This window comes from Loigolactobacillus binensis (assembly GCF_005405165.1).
Lineage (GTDB): Bacteria > Bacillota > Bacilli > Lactobacillales > Lactobacillaceae > Loigolactobacillus > Loigolactobacillus binensis.
Genome location: NZ_BJDN01000005.1, coordinates 17,842 through 33,999, shown reverse-complemented (window position 1 = coordinate 33,999; position 16,158 = coordinate 17,842). Strand labels below are relative to the sequence as shown.

17 protein-coding genes and 1 other annotated feature are annotated in these 16,158 nt (G+C 46.0%); of the genes, 13 read left to right on the top strand and 4 right to left on the bottom strand.

Annotation, left to right across the window (positions count from 1 at the left end; genetic code table 11):
- The first annotated feature begins 221 nt into the window (after positions 1 to 221).
- Entirely contained in the window at positions 222 to 1,115 is an 894-nt protein-coding gene (locus FFM78_RS03475; protein WP_137637051.1) for a LysR family transcriptional regulator, read from the top strand.
- 85 nt (positions 1,116 to 1,200) lie between these two features.
- Here the strand turns inward: FFM78_RS03475 and FFM78_RS03470 are convergent, their stop codons facing one another.
- Both FFM78_RS03470 and FFM78_RS03465 read right to left on the bottom strand, forming a co-directional pair.
- Positions 1,201 to 3,840 carry a cation-translocating P-type ATPase gene (locus FFM78_RS03470; RefSeq protein ID WP_137637050.1) on the bottom strand — a complete coding sequence of 880 codons (2,640 nt, stop codon included), beginning with the start codon at positions 3,838 to 3,840 and terminating at the stop codon, positions 1,201 to 1,203.
- Positions 3,841 to 4,106: 266 nt separating this feature from the next.
- Positions 4,107 to 4,880 (bottom strand): SDR family oxidoreductase, encoded by a 774-nt coding sequence (locus FFM78_RS03465; protein WP_137637049.1) that lies wholly within the window; start codon positions 4,878 to 4,880, stop codon positions 4,107 to 4,109.
- 341 nt (positions 4,881 to 5,221) lie between these two features.
- Here FFM78_RS03465 and lepB point away from each other — a divergent pair, with 341 nt between their 5' ends.
- The 12 genes from lepB (at position 5,222) to hisC (ending at position 14,689) form a co-directional block, all read left to right on the top strand.
- Positions 5,222 to 5,779, top strand: a complete 558-nt coding sequence (gene lepB / locus FFM78_RS03460; RefSeq protein ID WP_137637048.1) for a signal peptidase I — start codon at positions 5,222 to 5,224, stop codon at positions 5,777 to 5,779.
- A 131-nt stretch (positions 5,780 to 5,910) separates the two neighbouring features.
- Positions 5,911 to 6,744, top strand: coding sequence for a histidinol-phosphatase HisJ (hisJ, locus tag FFM78_RS03455; RefSeq protein WP_137637047.1), 834 nt, complete (start codon positions 5,911 to 5,913; stop codon positions 6,742 to 6,744).
- A gap of 54 nt (positions 6,745 to 6,798) precedes the next feature.
- Positions 6,799 to 7,060, top strand: a binding site (T-box leader).
- 57 nt (positions 7,061 to 7,117) lie between these two features.
- Positions 7,118 to 8,260, top strand: coding sequence for an ATP phosphoribosyltransferase regulatory subunit (locus FFM78_RS03450; protein WP_137637046.1), 1,143 nt, complete (start codon positions 7,118 to 7,120; stop codon positions 8,258 to 8,260).
- Positions 8,257 to 8,889, top strand: coding sequence for an ATP phosphoribosyltransferase (gene hisG / locus FFM78_RS03445; protein ID WP_137637045.1), 633 nt, complete (start codon positions 8,257 to 8,259; stop codon positions 8,887 to 8,889). The genes FFM78_RS03450 and hisG overlap by 4 nt, the downstream gene beginning before the upstream one ends.
- A gap of 3 nt (positions 8,890 to 8,892) precedes the next feature.
- Positions 8,893 to 10,179, top strand: a complete 1,287-nt coding sequence (hisD, locus tag FFM78_RS03440; protein WP_137637044.1) for a histidinol dehydrogenase — start codon at positions 8,893 to 8,895, stop codon at positions 10,177 to 10,179.
- A gap of 2 nt (positions 10,180 to 10,181) precedes the next feature.
- Complete coding sequence (gene hisB / locus FFM78_RS03435) at positions 10,182 to 10,769, top strand: imidazoleglycerol-phosphate dehydratase HisB (protein WP_137637043.1); 588 nt, start codon at positions 10,182 to 10,184, stop codon at positions 10,767 to 10,769.
- A complete protein-coding gene (hisH, locus tag FFM78_RS03430; RefSeq protein WP_137637042.1) occupies positions 10,769 to 11,380 on the top strand; it encodes an imidazole glycerol phosphate synthase subunit HisH in 612 nt (203 codons plus the stop codon). The genes hisB and hisH overlap by 1 nt, the downstream gene beginning before the upstream one ends.
- Positions 11,377 to 12,099 (top strand): 1-(5-phosphoribosyl)-5-[(5-phosphoribosylamino)methylideneamino]imidazole-4-carboxamide isomerase, encoded by a 723-nt coding sequence (gene hisA, locus FFM78_RS03425; RefSeq protein ID WP_137637041.1) that lies wholly within the window; start codon positions 11,377 to 11,379, stop codon positions 12,097 to 12,099. The genes hisH and hisA overlap by 4 nt, the downstream gene beginning before the upstream one ends.
- Positions 12,093 to 12,851 carry an imidazole glycerol phosphate synthase subunit HisF gene (gene hisF, locus FFM78_RS03420; protein WP_137637040.1) on the top strand — a complete coding sequence of 253 codons (759 nt, stop codon included), beginning with the start codon at positions 12,093 to 12,095 and terminating at the stop codon, positions 12,849 to 12,851. Before hisA ends, hisF begins: the two co-directional genes overlap by 7 nt.
- Positions 12,848 to 13,201 (top strand): phosphoribosyl-AMP cyclohydrolase, encoded by a 354-nt coding sequence (gene hisI / locus FFM78_RS03415; RefSeq protein ID WP_137637039.1) that lies wholly within the window; start codon positions 12,848 to 12,850, stop codon positions 13,199 to 13,201. Before hisF ends, hisI begins: the two co-directional genes overlap by 4 nt.
- 12 nt (positions 13,202 to 13,213) lie before the next feature.
- Positions 13,214 to 13,534, top strand: coding sequence for a phosphoribosyl-ATP diphosphatase (hisE, locus tag FFM78_RS03410; protein WP_137637038.1), 321 nt, complete (start codon positions 13,214 to 13,216; stop codon positions 13,532 to 13,534).
- A gap of 78 nt (positions 13,535 to 13,612) precedes the next feature.
- Positions 13,613 to 14,689 carry a histidinol-phosphate transaminase gene (gene hisC, locus FFM78_RS03405; RefSeq protein WP_137637037.1) on the top strand — a complete coding sequence of 359 codons (1,077 nt, stop codon included), beginning with the start codon at positions 13,613 to 13,615 and terminating at the stop codon, positions 14,687 to 14,689.
- Between the two features lie 164 nt (positions 14,690 to 14,853).
- Here the strand turns inward: hisC and FFM78_RS03400 are convergent, their stop codons facing one another.
- Complete coding sequence (locus FFM78_RS03400; RefSeq protein WP_137637036.1) at positions 14,854 to 15,237, bottom strand: hypothetical protein; 384 nt, start codon at positions 15,235 to 15,237, stop codon at positions 14,854 to 14,856.
- On the bottom strand, positions 15,221 to 16,126 hold the full coding sequence (locus FFM78_RS03395; protein ID WP_137637035.1) for an isoaspartyl peptidase/L-asparaginase: 906 nt from the start codon (positions 16,124 to 16,126) through the stop codon (positions 15,221 to 15,223). The genes FFM78_RS03400 and FFM78_RS03395 overlap by 17 nt, the downstream gene beginning before the upstream one ends.
- Positions 16,127 to 16,158 lie beyond the last annotated feature (32 nt).

The following is a 16,158-nucleotide window of genomic DNA, read 5'->3' as shown; positions in this document are numbered from 1 at the left end:
AATAGCAATTAATGCACATTTACTAGTGGTTGTTTATTATGATAAAATGAACTGCATAATAAGTAAAACTCAACTTTTTCATAATTAAGTGAAATTAATTCATTGCAAATCATTTGCTTAAATCGTTGCCCAGTGTCAGGGCTGATTTTAGGTGTACTCAGTTAGTAAAACTAACTAAAAGATAATCCGCAAACCTAGTTTGGGCTGAAAGGAGTAGAAATATGTCAACTTTTTCTTATGAAATTTTTCATGAAGTGGTCGAACGTAAAACTTTTTATCAGGCGGCGGTGGCCCTCAATGTTACCCCTAGTGCAGTTAGCCATTCGATCACGCAATTAGAAAATGAGTTAGGCTTTCCGCTGTTTATTCGCAATCGTACTGGTGTTGAATTAACCAGTGATGGGCAGCGTATTTTGCCGATCGTACAGGAGATCTTAAATACTGAAGAACGACTGCGTCAAGAGGCCGCTAATATCAATGGGTTAAATGCCGGTTCGATTCGGATTGGGGCCTTTAGTAGTGTTTGTATCAGTTGGCTGCCACCGATCATTCAAAAGTTTAAGCAGCAATATCCCGACATTGCGATTAGCATCGTTCAAAGTAACTTTAATGATATCGTCAATCAAGCTAAGATCGGGACGATCGATATTGGTTTTTCCGCCTTGCCGATCGCGGATCAACTAGTGGTGACACCCCTGATCACCGATCAAATTTTTTGTATCACGCCCCAGAATTTTGTTCCCCAACACAAAACTTACGTGACCGCGGCTGATGTTGCCGATCAAGATTTTATTTTGCAACAAACCGATTATGATCGGGATACTAAGCGTGCGTTGGATCGCTACAATGTTCGGCCTAATTCGCTGCGCTATAGTATTGATGATCAATCAATTCTGGCGATGGTGGAAAGTGGTTTGGGGATGGGGATTTTACCGCAATTAGCCTTGCAGAAATTATCCGGTAATGTGAATATTTATCCATTTGATCAAGACTTTCATCGAACGGTGGCGCTGGTAGCCAACAAAGTGCAAGCAGTAGCCCCATCGACTAAAAAAATGTTGCAGGCGATCAAGGCTTATATTCAGCAAAATTATGAAGAAAATTTATTGGCATAAAAAATGTGGCTCGCAATAACGCGGCCACATTTTTGTTTACAGCGGTATAGGTGCTTGCTGCGCAGCGTATCTTCTTAGTATTTCGTTAGTCTAGTTCGTATTCAGGTGACGCTGAATTTTGGCGTGCTTTACGTTTTAAGCGGAAATACTTGGTGAGCTCTAAACAGAGTAGCGAACCGAAAATAGCGGGAACTGTGATCCACCAAGCACTTGCTGTCAGGTCAGTTAGGCCAAATGCTTTTTGTAAGAATGGAACTAAGGCAACGGCTAAAACTAGACTGATAGCGATCACGACACTGATGTTTAAGGCGCGATTGTGTTTTAAGGTGCGCCAACTTAACATTTGTCGCGTTTTAATGGCGTAAACGTCGATGACTGAACCTAAAGCTAATACGAGAAAGGCCATGGTCATACCTTGCAGCTGTGAGCCGTCGTTCAGACCGAAACGACCCCAATAGTAGACCCCGCCAACTAGAATAATGAAAACCAACGCACGAAGGGCTAACCGCCAGCCTAGGCCATCGGCAAATAGTGAGCGATTTTTGCTAACTGGCGGATGTTGCATATTATCACGATCGCCAGGCTCTGCACCAATATAGAAGCCAGGTAGGCCGTCAGCCAGGACGTTGATCAGTAATAATTGTTCGGCGATCAGGATTGCTCCCCAACCGAGACTGACACTAAATAGCATGAGGAAGATCTGAGCGAAATTGACCCCGACCAAAAATTCGATCGCCTTGAGAATATTATGGTAAACCGTACGTCCTTCTTCAACAGCATCAAGGATCGTTGCAAAATTATCATCGGTCAAGATCATATCAGCGGCATTTTTGGAAACATCGGTGCCGGTGATCCCCATAGCGATACCAACATCGGCGGCCTTTAGTGCTGGCGCATCGTTGACGCCATCACCAGTCATCGCAATGGTTGCGCCATTGGCCTGCCAGGCGTTAATGATCCGTAATTTATCTTCTGGCGAAACGCGGGCAAAAACACTGTAGTCGGTGATCTGTTTCTTTAAGGCGGCATCACTTAGTTGGCGCAACTCCGCACCACTGATGGCTTGTTCACCAGGCCGCAAAATACCGATATCACTGGCGATCGCTTTGGCGGTGGCTAAATGGTCACCGGTGATCATTACCGGTTTGATTCCAGCGGCGTGGGCTTTGGCGATTGCGGCCGGTACTTCGGGCCGTGGTGGATCGATCAAGCCGATCAGGCCCACTAAAGTTAATTCTTGTTCGATTTGGGCCCAGTTTAATTCGGGTTTAGTTGTGAATTCACGATAAGCGATGCCAAGAATACGTAAGGCGCCGGCAGCAAATTCATCATGGATGGTGGTCGTTTTGTGCGGGCGTTGTGCTAATTGCAGGCGATCCAATGCGCCTTTAACGATGACCAGATAATGACCATCTGGGGTTTCATGTAAAGTGGCCATTGTTTTCTTATTGGAGTCGAAGGGGTTTTCCGCTAAACGGGGATAATCTTGTTCTAGTGTGGTTCGTTTCAGGTTATATTTTGCTAATAAGTGAACGATGGCTAATTCAGTGGCATCACCGTGGGCTTCACCATCAGCTGTGACCTCGGCGTTAGTAGCCAGTCCCATATAAGTGAAGGCTTGGCGCTGCTGCGGCGCCAACTTAGTTAAGGCAGCGATTTTTTGAACTGGCTGTCCGGGTTGCCAGAATTGAGTGATCGTCATTTTATTTTGCGTTAACGTTCCGGTTTTATCACTGGCGATCACATTCACATTACCGATGGTTTCTACAGCCGTTATACGGCGAATGATCGCGCGGCGCTGGGCCATTTTACGTACACCATGGGTCAAACTCAAAGTGACGATCACCGGCAAAGTTTCCGGCACAGCGGCTACAGCCAGTGACACACCGATCAGTAAACTATCGGCTAAATTATCTTGATAAAGGAAAAAATTTAATAGGAAAATGACAACACCAGCAACTAAAGCAATCGAAGTTAGACGTAAGGCCAACTGGGCCAAGCGCTGCTGCAGCAGTGTTTTTTGCTTTTGTGTTTTATTTAATAAAGCGGCAATTTTACCTAATTCTGTGGCCATTCCGGTGGCGGTGACGATAAAATAACCGTTGCCTTGCGTCACTGCAGTACCGGAGAAAACTAAATTCAGATTATCACCGATACTTTCTGGCTCCGTGGCCATCGGGGCTGTTTGTTTACTGATCGCTTCACTTTCACCGGTTAAAATCGCTTCGTCAATGGTCAAGTTTTGTGCGCTAAGTAAGCGCCCATCGGCAGGAACGGTGTTGCCGGCAGTTAAAACGACGATATCACCGGGAACTAGTTCTGGTGCAGGCAAGGTGGTTTTAGTTCCGTCACGGATCACGGTAACTGTCGGCACGTGCATATCTTGTAAGGCTGCTAAAGCCTTCTCAGCGTGGTGTTCCTGAAATAAAGTGATGACAACGTTCAAAATAATGATCGCACCGATCACGATCACTTTCAGCCAGGAGCTGTCACTGGTCAGGGCTAAGTAGGCGGCGATCCCTGTGGCGATCAATAAAATAATTGACGTGATATCAGTGAGCTGCTGAATAACTTTACGCCAAAGTGGAGTTGGCGGAACCGCGGCGAGTTCATTCTGGCCAGCACGGCTACGTTGCTGCTCGATTTGTGCTGCGGTCAGGCCTTGTTCGGGGTCAACTTGATAGTCGCGGCAAATGTCACTGCCGCTACGAGTGGCATGCGTCATAGTGAGTCGCCTCCTTTGCGAGCAAATGGTAAAAACCTATAGTTTTATTGTAACAAGCTAGTGATTTTGCCGTCAAAATATGTACTAGGTGGCCCAGCAGTCTGCGCTAATATATTTAAAAAAGGTGCGCGTCAGCAAATAGCAACGGCGCGCACCTTTTTTGCGGCCACGATAGTTGCATCGTGAGCCCTAAATTATTTTTGATCTAGTTATGGTAGGAAGCTGTTAGCCAATGGATTTAAATGTTGGCGCTAAACTGAATGGCCTTAATTCATGTGGAGACCGCCATCGACGGCGATCGTTTGCCCAGTGATGTAGTCTGCACGGTCACTGGCCAAAAAAGCAACTAAATTAGCAGCGTCACCAGGCTGTTCGATGCGATTTAAAGCGATTCGTTCTTTAAATTGTTTTAAGGCCAGCTGGCGGCTGTCTTGATCTAATTTTTCGACTTGGGCATTAACGATATCCCACAACGGGCTAGCGACAATGCCCGGTGAATACGCATTGACGTTGATGTGGTAGGGGGCTAATTCCTTGGCGGCGGCTTGGGTTAAACCGCGTACTGCAAATTTACTGGCCGAATAAGCGCTTAATAGCGGCATTCCTTCCATTCCCCCTAAACCGGCGGCGTTGATGATCTTGCCGCCAGTTGGCTGCCGTTTCATAAACTTAGCCGCTGCCTGAATGCCAAATAAAACGCCTTTAACGTTGACTGCTAACAGTTCGTCGACTTCTTTATTGGTGATTTGCTCGATCGGGCCGACTTTGACGATCCCAGCATCGTTGACCATAACGTCAATGTGACCATGTTCGGCAACTACCTGCTCAACTAACTGTACTAGATCGTGTTGGTAGATCACATTGGCCTGATAAGCCGCTGCTTGATGATGTTGTTGATGAATTTCGCTGACCGTGCGTTGTGCGGCGGCCATAATAATATCGGAAGCAGCAACGAAGAAGCCATCTGCGGCTAATACTTTGGCGATTGCCCGGCCGATTCCCTGGCCAGCGCCAGTGATCACAGCAATTTTTTGGGGCATAATATTTCCTCCTTAGTCAAATTAAGGGATGTTTGAAAACGTGGTTAGTTTTCAAACACGGACTGGTCGAATTAGTTATGAAACGACCAAATATAAGGTTTTAATAGCGCCTGGCTTTTACAAAGTTAGGCTACTTTAATAAATTATTAAAAGTCAGACGAAAATAGCTTTAAGTCTTTCCTTTAGTATAGCATTTCGACCATAAGAATGGCGGTCTTGCTTGTCAAAGCAGGCCTGACAGCTTATACTAAAAAGGATCATAAAAGTTCATCAGTTGATGAACGTCACGTATGACTAGATATGTATAATTATAGATATTTTTGAATGGGAGTCATGAATAAATGAAAAATGAAACAGTTAAATCATGGCTATGGGTCGTGATCGATGTTGTGGTCATTGTCGGGGTTGCCTTGTTATTGCGCACCTTCTTGATCACGCCGCACAATGTGGACGGTCCATCAATGGAACCGAACTTTATGGATAAAGATCGCGTTTTAGTCTGGCGGCATCCCACGCTGAAACGTGGCAATGTAGTTATTTTACACGCACCAGACGGTTCATTGTATATCAAACGAATCATTGGTTTGCCGGGGGATACTGTCACTTCTAAGGATGATGTGATGTATGTTAACGGAAAGAAGTACAGCGAGCCTTACTTGAATAGCTATAAAACCCAGTGGGCTGATGATAACAATGGCTTATTTACCCAGAATTTCTCGTTGAGCACGCTGAAGGCAACCAATTACGCGAAAAAAGTACCTAAAGGTGACTACTTTGTCATGGGGGATAATCGGCCGATCTCTAAGGATAGTCGACTGATCGGCTTTGTACCCCGGGCCAAAATTGAAGGTAAAGTTGTCTGGCGGTATTGGCCACTTAACAAATGGTCGGTTTACTAGCAAATCATTTTAAAACACAGGTTAATAAGTTAGAGCAGTAACGATTATGTTGTGGCTCTTTTTTATTTGCGGTTGTTTTCGGCATGAACGCGTGCTAAAGTCAAACTAATTTAGCGAAAGTGGTGATCAGTGTGAAAAAAGAAGGGCACAGCCATACCGAGTTTTGCCCACATGGTAGTGGTGATGACGTTGAGTTAATGATCCAAAAAGCAATTAAATTTGGTTTTACTGAATATAGCATCACTGAGCATGCGCCTTTGCCGCCGGCGTTTAAACAGGACTATGCGGGGACACTGACTGGGTTAACCGAAGCTTCAATGGCGCTTAGTGATCTACCCGCTTATTTCAAAAAATGCCGCCATTTGCAAACTAAATATCAAGCACAACTTAAAATAAATATAGGTTTTGAGCTGGATTTCTTGCCGACACAACTCGCCTGGACACGTGATTTTTGGGCCGAATACGGGCCACAAACACAGGATAACGTTTTGTCAGTCCATTTTATGCAGGGAACTGCCGCCAAGTTTTGGTGTGTTGATGATACATTGGCTGATTTTAAAACTGGCTTACTTGATCCCCAAAAAGGGAACGGACAAGCGTTATACGGACAATATTTACGGGCCTTGCTGGTAGCAGTGCAAACTGATTTAGGAGTTAACGCACCACGGCGTTTAGGCCATATGACTTTGATTAAAAAATTCCAAGATTATTTTAATTTACCGGCCAAGTTCAATGCCGCTAATTTAGCGTTAGTTGATCAGTTATTTACCGTGTTAGCCCAACGTCATTTTGCGTTAGATCTCAATGCCGCTGGTTTGTATAAGCCTTATTGTAACGAAAGCTACCCTTATCCAGACTTGATCGTAGCAGCTAAAGCAGCCAGTATTCCGTTAGTTTATGGTTCGGATGCCCACAGTATTGCCGAGATTGGTCAGGCTTATCATCAATTGGAAAAATTTATTTAAGTAGGCTTGACTTTTCTGCCGCAACTGCTATTATGAGAACAACATTAAAAATAAAATGAAGTTTTGATTAGAAAAAGTAGTGAGCTAACGTTTTTTGAGAGAGTATCCATTCGGCTGTGAGGGTATAGCGTTGCTGACGAACACACATCTATGAACTTTGGTGCTGAACTCAGTAGGTGCCAACGCAGGGTCTGCGTTAAAAACTGTTACAAGTTAATTCATGAAATGAAAACTAAAAGACTTAATTTGCAACTTGAGGTCTGGCCTGCAAGGTCCAGATAAACTTGAGGTGGCACCACGATTATTCGTCCTCGTAAGCATAGCTTACGGGGACTTTTTGTTTAGCAAATTTTAAAAAAAAGGGGCGTTGACAATGTTCAATCGTAATTTACCGATCGGTACGCGGGATGAATTTGGCGCATTGGCACAAGCCAAGGAAAAAATCACTGACCAGATCCAAACTTATTTTCGCAAGCGCGGGTTTCAAAAACTGACCACACCGTTATTGGAATACAAAGCAGTATTTAGTTCCATGGAGCAGCAAACTTATCAACCGTATCAGATGTTGGACGAACATGGTGAAACCTTAGTTCTGCGCCCCGATCTAACTTTACCGGTGGCGCGGGTGATGAGTACTACCGGTATTAAAACGCCAGTTAAATGGTATTACAGTGGCGAGGTTTTCCGGGTCAAGCGGCGTCTATCCGGCAGTTATAATCAGCAAACGCAGGCGGGTATCGAAATTATTGGTTATCGTTCGTTAAAGGCCGAGTGGGAGTGTTTGACGGCGGCAATTGAGCTGTGCCAACAACAGGCAGTGAATGATCTTCACGTTGAATTAGGGCATGCGCGCTTTGTTAAAGCAGTGCTACAGGCTTTACCTTTGAATACTTTACAACAGGCAACTTTGCAGCAGGCTTTGTTCAGCAAAAACTTAACGGCTTACCAAGCAGTGATCGCCCCGTTAAGCACCGATCCCTTTTATCCCTTTTTACAGACGTGGCCGTGGCTATTCGGAGATTTTGCCAAGGTGTTGGATCAATTGAAATTGTTGCCTGAGGTTCCTGAATTACAATCGATCATGCAGGAATTAGCGGCAACACAAGCCTTTTTGACCCAGCAATTTCCGCAGCAACGCATTGAGTTAGATTTGTCGATCGAGTCACCGCAAGCTTATTATACCGGCATGATCTTCCATGGTTATAGTGATTCTACCGCCGAGTTTTTATTCAGTGGTGGGCGCTATGATCAGTTACTTTCCAGTTTTCAAAATACGTTGCAACCGGCAGTTGGCTTGGCCTTTGAAGTTGATCAGCTGGCGCAATACACCACGGCGACTGCTACAGCGCCAACTACTTTGATCTATTTCGATGCAGCTAGTTGGCAGGCAGCGCAACAAGCCTTGCTACAAAATCCTGCTAGTAGCTTATGTTTAGCGGAAACTAAGCACGAAGCGGAACAAATTGCCCAGCGCACACACAGTAAGTTACTGGACGTCACGGAGGTGCAGCCATGAGTGCTTTGAAAATTGCCTTAACTAAAGGGCGAACGGAAAAACAAGTTGTGCCGTTACTGGAAGCCAGCGGGATCGACTGTACGGCGATCCGGAATAAACAGCGGCGGCTGATCTTTAATGATTTACCTGCTTATCATTTTATTCTCGCCAAAGGGCCTGATGTACTGACGTACTTAGACCGCGGCGCCATGGATATCGGTATCGTCGGTAGCGATATTTTAGAAGAGCAGCACAACGAACAATACGAAATGCTGGACTTACAAACTGGTAAATGCCACTTTGTACTAGCCTCAACACCAGAATTTGATCCGCATCAGGTGAAACGGAAGATTATCGCCACCAAATATCCCAGCATTACCCAGCGTTATTTCCGTAGTATCGGCGAAGATGTGGAGATTATCAAGATCGAAGGTTCCGTTGAATTAGCACCATTAGTTGGTTTAGCGGACGCCATCGTCGATATTGTGGAAACCGGCACCACCTTACGGGAAAATAATTTACAAGTGTTTGCTACCTTACAGTCCGTTTCCACACGTTTGGTGGTCAACCGCTTATCGTTAAAGCAACATCAAAATGAGATTCAACAACTGATCACTAATTTGCAGCAGACAATCAAAACGGAGGTCTAGAGCATGGAAATTTTACAACAATCATTGGCGGAACTTAAACAACAAGTTAATCGGCGGACCCAACAAGCCACCCACCCCGAAGTTGAAGCTAGTGTGGCGGCGATCTTAGCCGCTGTACAACAAAATGGTGATACAGCCTTACGTCAGTACAGTCAAAAATTCGATGGTGTGACCTTAAACGCTTTACAAGTACCGCAAGCTGAAGTTGACGCGGCCTATAACAATTGTGCTCCTGAATTATTGGCTGCTCTTAAGTTAGCGCAACGCAATATCACTTCCTTCCATAAAAAAGAAATCAGTTATGGGTTCATCGACAGCGAGCGTGCTGGTGTGATCCGCGGTCAAAAAGTGACCCCGTTAGCTGCTGTTGGTTTATACGTGCCTGGTGGGACTGCTGCTTATCCGTCAACAATTATGATGAGTGCGATCCCAGCTAAATTAGCCGGCGTCAAAAAAATCGTTATGGTGACGCCACCGCAAAAAGATGGCATCAATCCGGCCGTATTGACTGCTGCTAAGTTAGTGGGGATCGACGCAATTTATCAAGTAGGTGGGGCTCAAGCTGTTGCCGCTTTGGCGTACGGGACGGAATCTATTCCACAAGTTGATAAAATTATGGGTCCCGGCAATATTTTTGTCGCCACTGCCAAGAAACAAGTTTTTGGCCAAGTCAGTATTGATATGATCGCTGGGCCATCCGAAATTGGTATCATTGCGGATGAAAACGCGCAGCCAGCTCAGGTCGCCGCTGATTTATTATCCCAAGCAGAACATGATAAAATGGCGCGCCCAATGTTGGTCACCACGAGTTTAACGCTAGCCAACGCGGTCAACGCTGAATTAGAAAAGCAATTGACTACTTTGCCCCGGCAAGAAATTGCCCGGGCCGCATTGAATCAGCAAGGTTTTATTGCGATCGTAGCTTCGCTAAATGATGCGTTTACCTTGATGAACGCCATTGCACCGGAACATTTAGAAGTACAAGTCGCGGAACCGACGCAATATCTTGCTCAAATCGAAAACGCAGGTTCTGTTTTCTTAGGGAGCACAGCCTCTGAGCCTTTAGGTGATTACGTAGCTGGTCCAAACCATATTTTACCTACTAGCGGCACGGCACGTTTCTTTTCACCACTGGGCGTTTACGATTTCGTTAAGCGCACGCAATTTATTCAGTATACAAACGCCGCATTACAGCCGGAGGCCAGCGCCATCACCACTTTGGCACGTACAGAAGGTTTGGAAGCCCACGCTCGGGCAATAGAAGCCCGTTTTCCCAATCAGGAGGTGTAATTATGACTCGGCAAGCAAAAATTACGCGTAATACTCAAGAAACTCAGATTACTGTCGATTTAAATCTAGATGATGCCAGCACCATTAAAATTGATAGCGGTATTGGTTTTCTTGATCATATGTTGAACGCCTTTGCGAAACACGGGCGTTTCGGTTTGATCGTTAAGGCCAACGGCGATCTAAATGTTGATCCCCATCACACCACTGAAGATATTGCCATTGTTTTGGGCCAGTGTTTTAAACAAGCATTAGGCGATAAAGCCGGCATCGAACGCTTTGGGACCGCCTTTGTACCGATGGATGAAACCTTGGCGCGGGTGGTCATTGATCTTTCCGGACGCGCCTATTTAGTGTTTGACGCTGAATTGCCTAACCCGCGTTTAGGTACCTACGACACCGAAGTCACCGAAGACTTTTTCCAAGGTTTCGCGTTTAATGCCGAACTTAATTGCCACGCCACCGTTTTATACGGCCGTAATACGCATCATAAAATCGAAGCGCTGTTCAAAGCGCTGGGGCGGGCGATGCGAGGTGCAGTCGCAATCAATCCGGAAGTTAAAGGCATTCCGTCCACTAAAGGGGTGATCTAATGATCGTTGTCGTCGATTATGACACGGGGAATACCCGTAATCTAAAAAAAGCACTGGACTATCTGGGTATTGCTAACCAATTATCCAGTGATCCCGCAACGATTCTAGCGGCTGACGGGTTGATTCTGCCGGGTGTAGGTGCCTTTCAAAAAGCAATGGCTGCCTTGGAAGAACGGGGACTAGTGACTGTTTTACAAACTGCTGCTCAACAAGGCAAACCGATTCTGGGGATCTGCTTAGGCATGCAGCTGTTAGTGGAAACCGGCTACGAATTTGGTGCTGCCCGCGGGCTTGGTTTATTGCCCGGTGAAGTTGTACCAATTCCGACTGCCACTGGTTTAAAAGTGCCCCATATGGGTTGGAATACCAATGAGGTGTTACAGGCCAATCCAGTTGCCGATGTATTCGCTGGTCAAGCAACTTACTTCGTGCACTCATTCTACGTTCAAACGGCAGCAAAGAATATTCTCGCCCAAACCGATTACGGTGTGAAAATCCCCAGCATTATCCAACAAGATAACGTGATGGGCATGCAATTTCACCCCGAAAAAAGCGGCCAAGTTGGTCTGCAAGGCTTGGCGCGCTTCAATAAGGAGTTGGTCTTAGCATGAACTTGTATCCGGCAATTGATTTGAAGAACGGCCGTAGCGTCCGCTTATATCAGGGACAGTTCGACCAAGAAACCATTGTTAATGACGCACCGCTAGCTCAAGCCCAACAGATCGCAGCAGCTGGATTAACTAATTTACATTTAGTCGATCTAGATGGTGCCAAAAATGGTAAGCCAGCCAATCAGGCCACGATTGCAGCAATCGTTGAGCAGACGCCATTACAAGTTGAAATTGGTGGTGGTATTCGAACGTTGGCGCAGATCGCAACTTATTTAACGTTAGGTGTCTCCCGCGTGATCATTGGTTCGGCAGCATTGAAGGATCCTGAGTTAGTGACTGCTGCCGTTAAGAAATTTGGGGCTAGTAGAATTGTTGTGGGTATTGATGGCAAAAACGGTAAGGTTGCCACGGAAGGTTGGCTGGCGCAAAGCGAGGTCGCCATGGCTGATTTGGTGGCTGCAATGCAGGCAGTCGGCGTGCAAACCTTCATCGTAACTGATATCGAACGTGACGGGACTTTGCAAGGCCCTAACCAGCAACAGTTAGTGACGTTGGCAGCGCAGTTTCCAGCGGCGACCTTTGTTGCTTCCGGTGGTGTCCGCGACGGCAAAGATCTGCAGGCGCTGGCCGCAGCAGGCATCGATCACGCTATCGTTGGTAAGGCGTTATACGCTGGAACCGTTACTTTAGCGGAATTAAGGAGGTTGGCCACATGTTAGCAAAACGAATCATTCCTTGCCTTGACGTAGATCACGGGCGGGTCAAAAAAGGTGTTAATTTTGTTGATCTAACCGATGTTGGTGATCCTGCAGAAATTGCTGCAGCTTATGAGCAACAAGGAGCCGATGAGTTAGTCTTTCTCGACATTACTGCAACTAACGAGGCGCGTGGTGCTATGGTCGATACGATCGAAAAAGTGGCGGCCCAAGTCTTCATGCCGCTGACGGTTGGTGGCGGTATTAAAAGTGTCGCCGCGATGCAAGCTTTATTAAAGGCCGGTGCCGATAAAATTGCGTTGAATTCGGCTGCAGTCACCCAGCCGGAGCTGATCCACGCTGGTGCCGAAAAGTTTGGTAGTCAATGTATTGTGGTTGCAATTGATGTTCGTTGGGACGAAGTGGCGCAGGAATACCGGGTTTACGTCAATGGTGGCCGTCAAGCCACGGAGCTAGAGGCCATTAGCTGGGCCAAAAAGGTTGTTGCGCTAGGAGCAGGGGAACTGTTGGTGACCAGCATGGATCGTGATGGCACTAAATCCGGGTATGATCTAGCGTTGTATCAGGCTCTGACCGCTGCCGTTAACGTGCCCATCGTCGCGTCCGGCGGTTGTGGTCAGCTAACTGATTTCACTGAATTATTTGCTGAAACCGATGTTGATGCTGCCTTAGCGGCTTCAGTATTCCATTACGGTGAGCTGACAATTCCACAAGTGAAAACCAGCTTACGCGAACAGGGAGTGATCGTACGATGATCCAACTTGATTTTAGTAAATTACCGCAGCAACTGTTGACCACTGTGATCACTGATGCGAGTAATGGCGAAGTGTTAATGGTGGCTTATATGAATCAAACCAGCTGGCAAAAAACGCTGGCTACTGGTGAAACTTGGTTCTGGTCGCGCAGTCGCCAAGAGTTATGGCACAAAGGTGCAACTAGTGGTAATACGCAAAAGGTGGTCGCCATTCGCGTTGATTGTGACGCCGATACGTTATTGATCAGTGTTGCTCCCGCTGGACCAGCTTGCCATACTGGGCATTACAGTTGCTTTTATCGCGATATTGCCGGCAACGATTTAGAAAAAAACAACAAGAAATTAAATTAAGAAGGCTAAATTATGCAAACAGTTGAAGAACTATATCAATTAATCTTACAACGGAAAAGTAACCCAGAAAAAGGCTCATACACCGACTATTTATTCACTAAAGGGTTGGATAAGATTTTGAAAAAAGTCGGTGAAGAATCTACTGAAGTGATCGTGGCCGCGAAAAACCCTAGCGACGAAGAATTCGTTTATGAAGTGAGTGATCTTGTCTATCATGTCCTTGTTTTAATGGCTGATCGTGGTATTAGTGTTGACGATATCAAAAAAGAATTGGCGAAACGCGAAGGCCTAATGAGTAAAACGCAAGAACGTCGCGAGATCGACAAACTTTAAAATAAAGAAGAAGCTCAGCGTGCAGATCGGTGTTTCGAGTCTGCAACTGGATCTTAATTATGAACAGGAGGAACCGCGATGCTGAAAAAAACTGTCAGTCAATTGCAGCCATACGTACCGGAAACACCATTACCAGAGCTGGAAAAAAAGTTAGGTCTGACTTCAGTAGTCCGCTTATCCGCTAACGAAAACCCGTTTGGCACTTCACCACAAGTTCAGCAGGCGTTGCAGGATTGGGATTTTAGTAATAGTCGTTACTATCCAGATGGCGATGCTTCAGCGTTGCGCCAAGCGGTGGCTGACTACGTTAAGGTGGCGCCAGAGCGATTGCTATTCGGCAATGGTCTTGATGAAGTGATCGAACTCGTTTCACGGACTTTTTTAGAAAACGGTGATGAAGTCTTAGAGTTAGGACCGACCTTTTCTGAATATAAGTTACACGCGCAAATTGAGGATACCATTGTCCGGGATGTACCAGTGCAAAGTGATGGCAGCGCTGATCTACCGGCGTTGGCTGCGGCGATTACGGCGCAAACCAAGTTGATCTGGTTGTGTAATCCGAATAATCCTACTGGGACCGCCGTTACTTGTGCTGCGATCGCTAAGTTTATGGCGCAAGTACCACAAAATGTGTTGGTGTTGATTGATGAAGCCTATATGGATTTCGTTGACGATCTGGCCACTTATACGGCGCTACCATTGTTAAATGATTATAGTAACTTAATGGTGTTACGCACTTTTTCTAAGGCCTATGGTTTAGCTAATTTTCGGGTCGGGTATGCTGTGATGCCGCCTAAGTTGGCCCCTAGTCTGCAGTCAGTGCGCCTGCCGTATAATTTAGGTGCCGTCGCGCAATTAGCCGCGCAAACGGCCTTAGCTGATCAGGATTTTTTGCAGTCTACGGTGACGCGGGTCAAAAAAGCCCGCCAACAATGGCAAGCCTTTTTACAGCAGCACGACTTTACTTTTTATCGGTCCCAAGCTAACTTTACTTTTTTCCAGGCACCTAATGCTCTAAAATTAGCGGACTATTTATTGCAGCATGGCTTCATTGTGCGCACAGGATTACGGCCTGACTGGTTACGGATCACCTTTGGGACCAGTGAACAAAACACACAGCTACAACGGCTGATTTTGGCCTTTTATCAGAAATAATGGCTACATTTTTAGCCTTAAGCTGTAGAAAATAAATAACGCCAGTAGAAATAGCAAAGCGCTACTTTTACTGGCGTTATTATGCGTTGCAATAAAGCTATAATTTACATTGAACTAGCCGACTTCTGGCGGAACTAAACAAAACATGTCCAGGCTGCGCAGGTTCATTTTGTCCAAATTGTCACTTGATAATCTAAAGGGCTTTGACTGCCTAAAATAACGAGTCGTTGTTGCGGCAAGCGGGGTAAAGGAACAAAGCTGCTTTGCTTACCATAGCGCCAAGTAAAGCCGGCTATTGTACAAGTGACCAGCAAATATGGTGCAACCGCCGGTAACACCCAGCTTTTGTGCTGGTGATTGGTGAATAAGGCTAACCGCTGCGCCGTGACCTTAAGTTGAACGGGATATTGGCGTTGATTATCGGTGGGCAAATATAAAAGCGCCTGCTGATCAGCAGCAAACGCTAATTTTAACTGAAATTCGGCTGGCGCTGGTGCCAATAAAATACGCTCAGCACCATTTAGATAGCCGCTAAAGGCGTGCTTCATCAATGGTAGTTGTGTTATGGGAACCGCGTTCTGCTTTAAAAACAGTTGGTTCCAATTGATCGGTAGCGACAACAAAAGTGAATTCGGTGTTAGTCGCCACTCCCCAGTTACCTTCCTTATCTAAAGCAACTACGGAAACGGCACCAATATGACCACTACGATGATAAAGTTCATCAACAAACGGATAAACGGCTTGATCGCAAGCCGCTTGGGGTGTAGCGCCACTGCGGATCAATTCATTGATTTTAAAGGGTAACATGCCCTTCATCAAATCTTCACCGAGGCCAGTAGTAACCACACCAGCAACCTGGTTATCGCAATAAAAACCGGCGCCAGGCAAAGGGGCGTCCCCAACGCGGCCTTTTGCTTTCATGAAAATACCAGTGGTAGAAGTACCAGTATGTAAGCGGCCGCGATAATCGAGGCTAATTGCTGATACCGTATCATGGGTATTCAAAACATCATGGCGGGTCGCATTTTTACGAACTTGTTTGCCCCAGAAAGCTTGCATTTCTGGTGTAAGCATATTTTTACTGGTAAAGCCGTGCCGTTGGGCATAAACGTCAGCGCCACTACCGGCTAAAAAGTTATTTAACTGTTCATGCGATAGGTTACGGGCGACTGCGATCGGGTGGGCGATATCGTGAATAGCCGTTACTGCGCCAATACTTAATGTGTCACCATTCATGAAGGCAGCATCCATTTCCACGGCTCCTTCAGCGTTAGGCAAACCGCCATAGCCCACCGTGTTGAAAGCTGGATTACTTTCGACATCTTCAATTGCCGTTTGGACCGCATCACCACTGGGCCGACCATCGCGTAACTGTTCTGCAGCCTTTGTAACGCCAGCTAGGCTCATTTGCCAAGTTGAAATAATTCCCCAAGTCATATGGATTCCCCCTTAAAATAAGGCTTAATTTT

Coding starts and splice junctions, on each gene's coding strand:
- FFM78_RS03475 (WP_137637051.1), top strand. CDS start 222: ATGTCAACTTTTTCTTATGAAATTTTTCATGAAGTGGTCGAACGTAAA.
- FFM78_RS03470 (WP_137637050.1), bottom strand. CDS start 3,840: ATGACGCATGCCACTCGTAGCGGCAGTGACATTTGCCGCGACTATCAA.
- FFM78_RS03465 (WP_137637049.1), bottom strand. CDS start 4,880: ATGCCCCAAAAAATTGCTGTGATCACTGGCGCTGGCCAGGGAATCGGC.
- lepB (WP_137637048.1), top strand. CDS start 5,222: ATGAAAAATGAAACAGTTAAATCATGGCTATGGGTCGTGATCGATGTT.
- FFM78_RS03450 (WP_137637046.1), top strand. CDS start 7,118: ATGTTCAATCGTAATTTACCGATCGGTACGCGGGATGAATTTGGCGCA.
- hisG (WP_137637045.1), top strand. CDS start 8,257: ATGAGTGCTTTGAAAATTGCCTTAACTAAAGGGCGAACGGAAAAACAA.
- hisD (WP_137637044.1), top strand. CDS start 8,893: ATGGAAATTTTACAACAATCATTGGCGGAACTTAAACAACAAGTTAAT.
- hisB (WP_137637043.1), top strand. CDS start 10,182: ATGACTCGGCAAGCAAAAATTACGCGTAATACTCAAGAAACTCAGATT.
- hisH (WP_137637042.1), top strand. CDS start 10,769: ATGATCGTTGTCGTCGATTATGACACGGGGAATACCCGTAATCTAAAA.
- hisA (WP_137637041.1), top strand. CDS start 11,377: ATGAACTTGTATCCGGCAATTGATTTGAAGAACGGCCGTAGCGTCCGC.
- hisF (WP_137637040.1), top strand. CDS start 12,093: ATGTTAGCAAAACGAATCATTCCTTGCCTTGACGTAGATCACGGGCGG.
- hisI (WP_137637039.1), top strand. CDS start 12,848: ATGATCCAACTTGATTTTAGTAAATTACCGCAGCAACTGTTGACCACT.
- hisE (WP_137637038.1), top strand. CDS start 13,214: ATGCAAACAGTTGAAGAACTATATCAATTAATCTTACAACGGAAAAGT.
- hisC (WP_137637037.1), top strand. CDS start 13,613: ATGCTGAAAAAAACTGTCAGTCAATTGCAGCCATACGTACCGGAAACA.
- FFM78_RS03400 (WP_137637036.1), bottom strand. CDS start 15,237: ATGAAGCACGCCTTTAGCGGCTATCTAAATGGTGCTGAGCGTATTTTA.
- FFM78_RS03395 (WP_137637035.1), bottom strand. CDS start 16,126: ATGACTTGGGGAATTATTTCAACTTGGCAAATGAGCCTAGCTGGCGTT.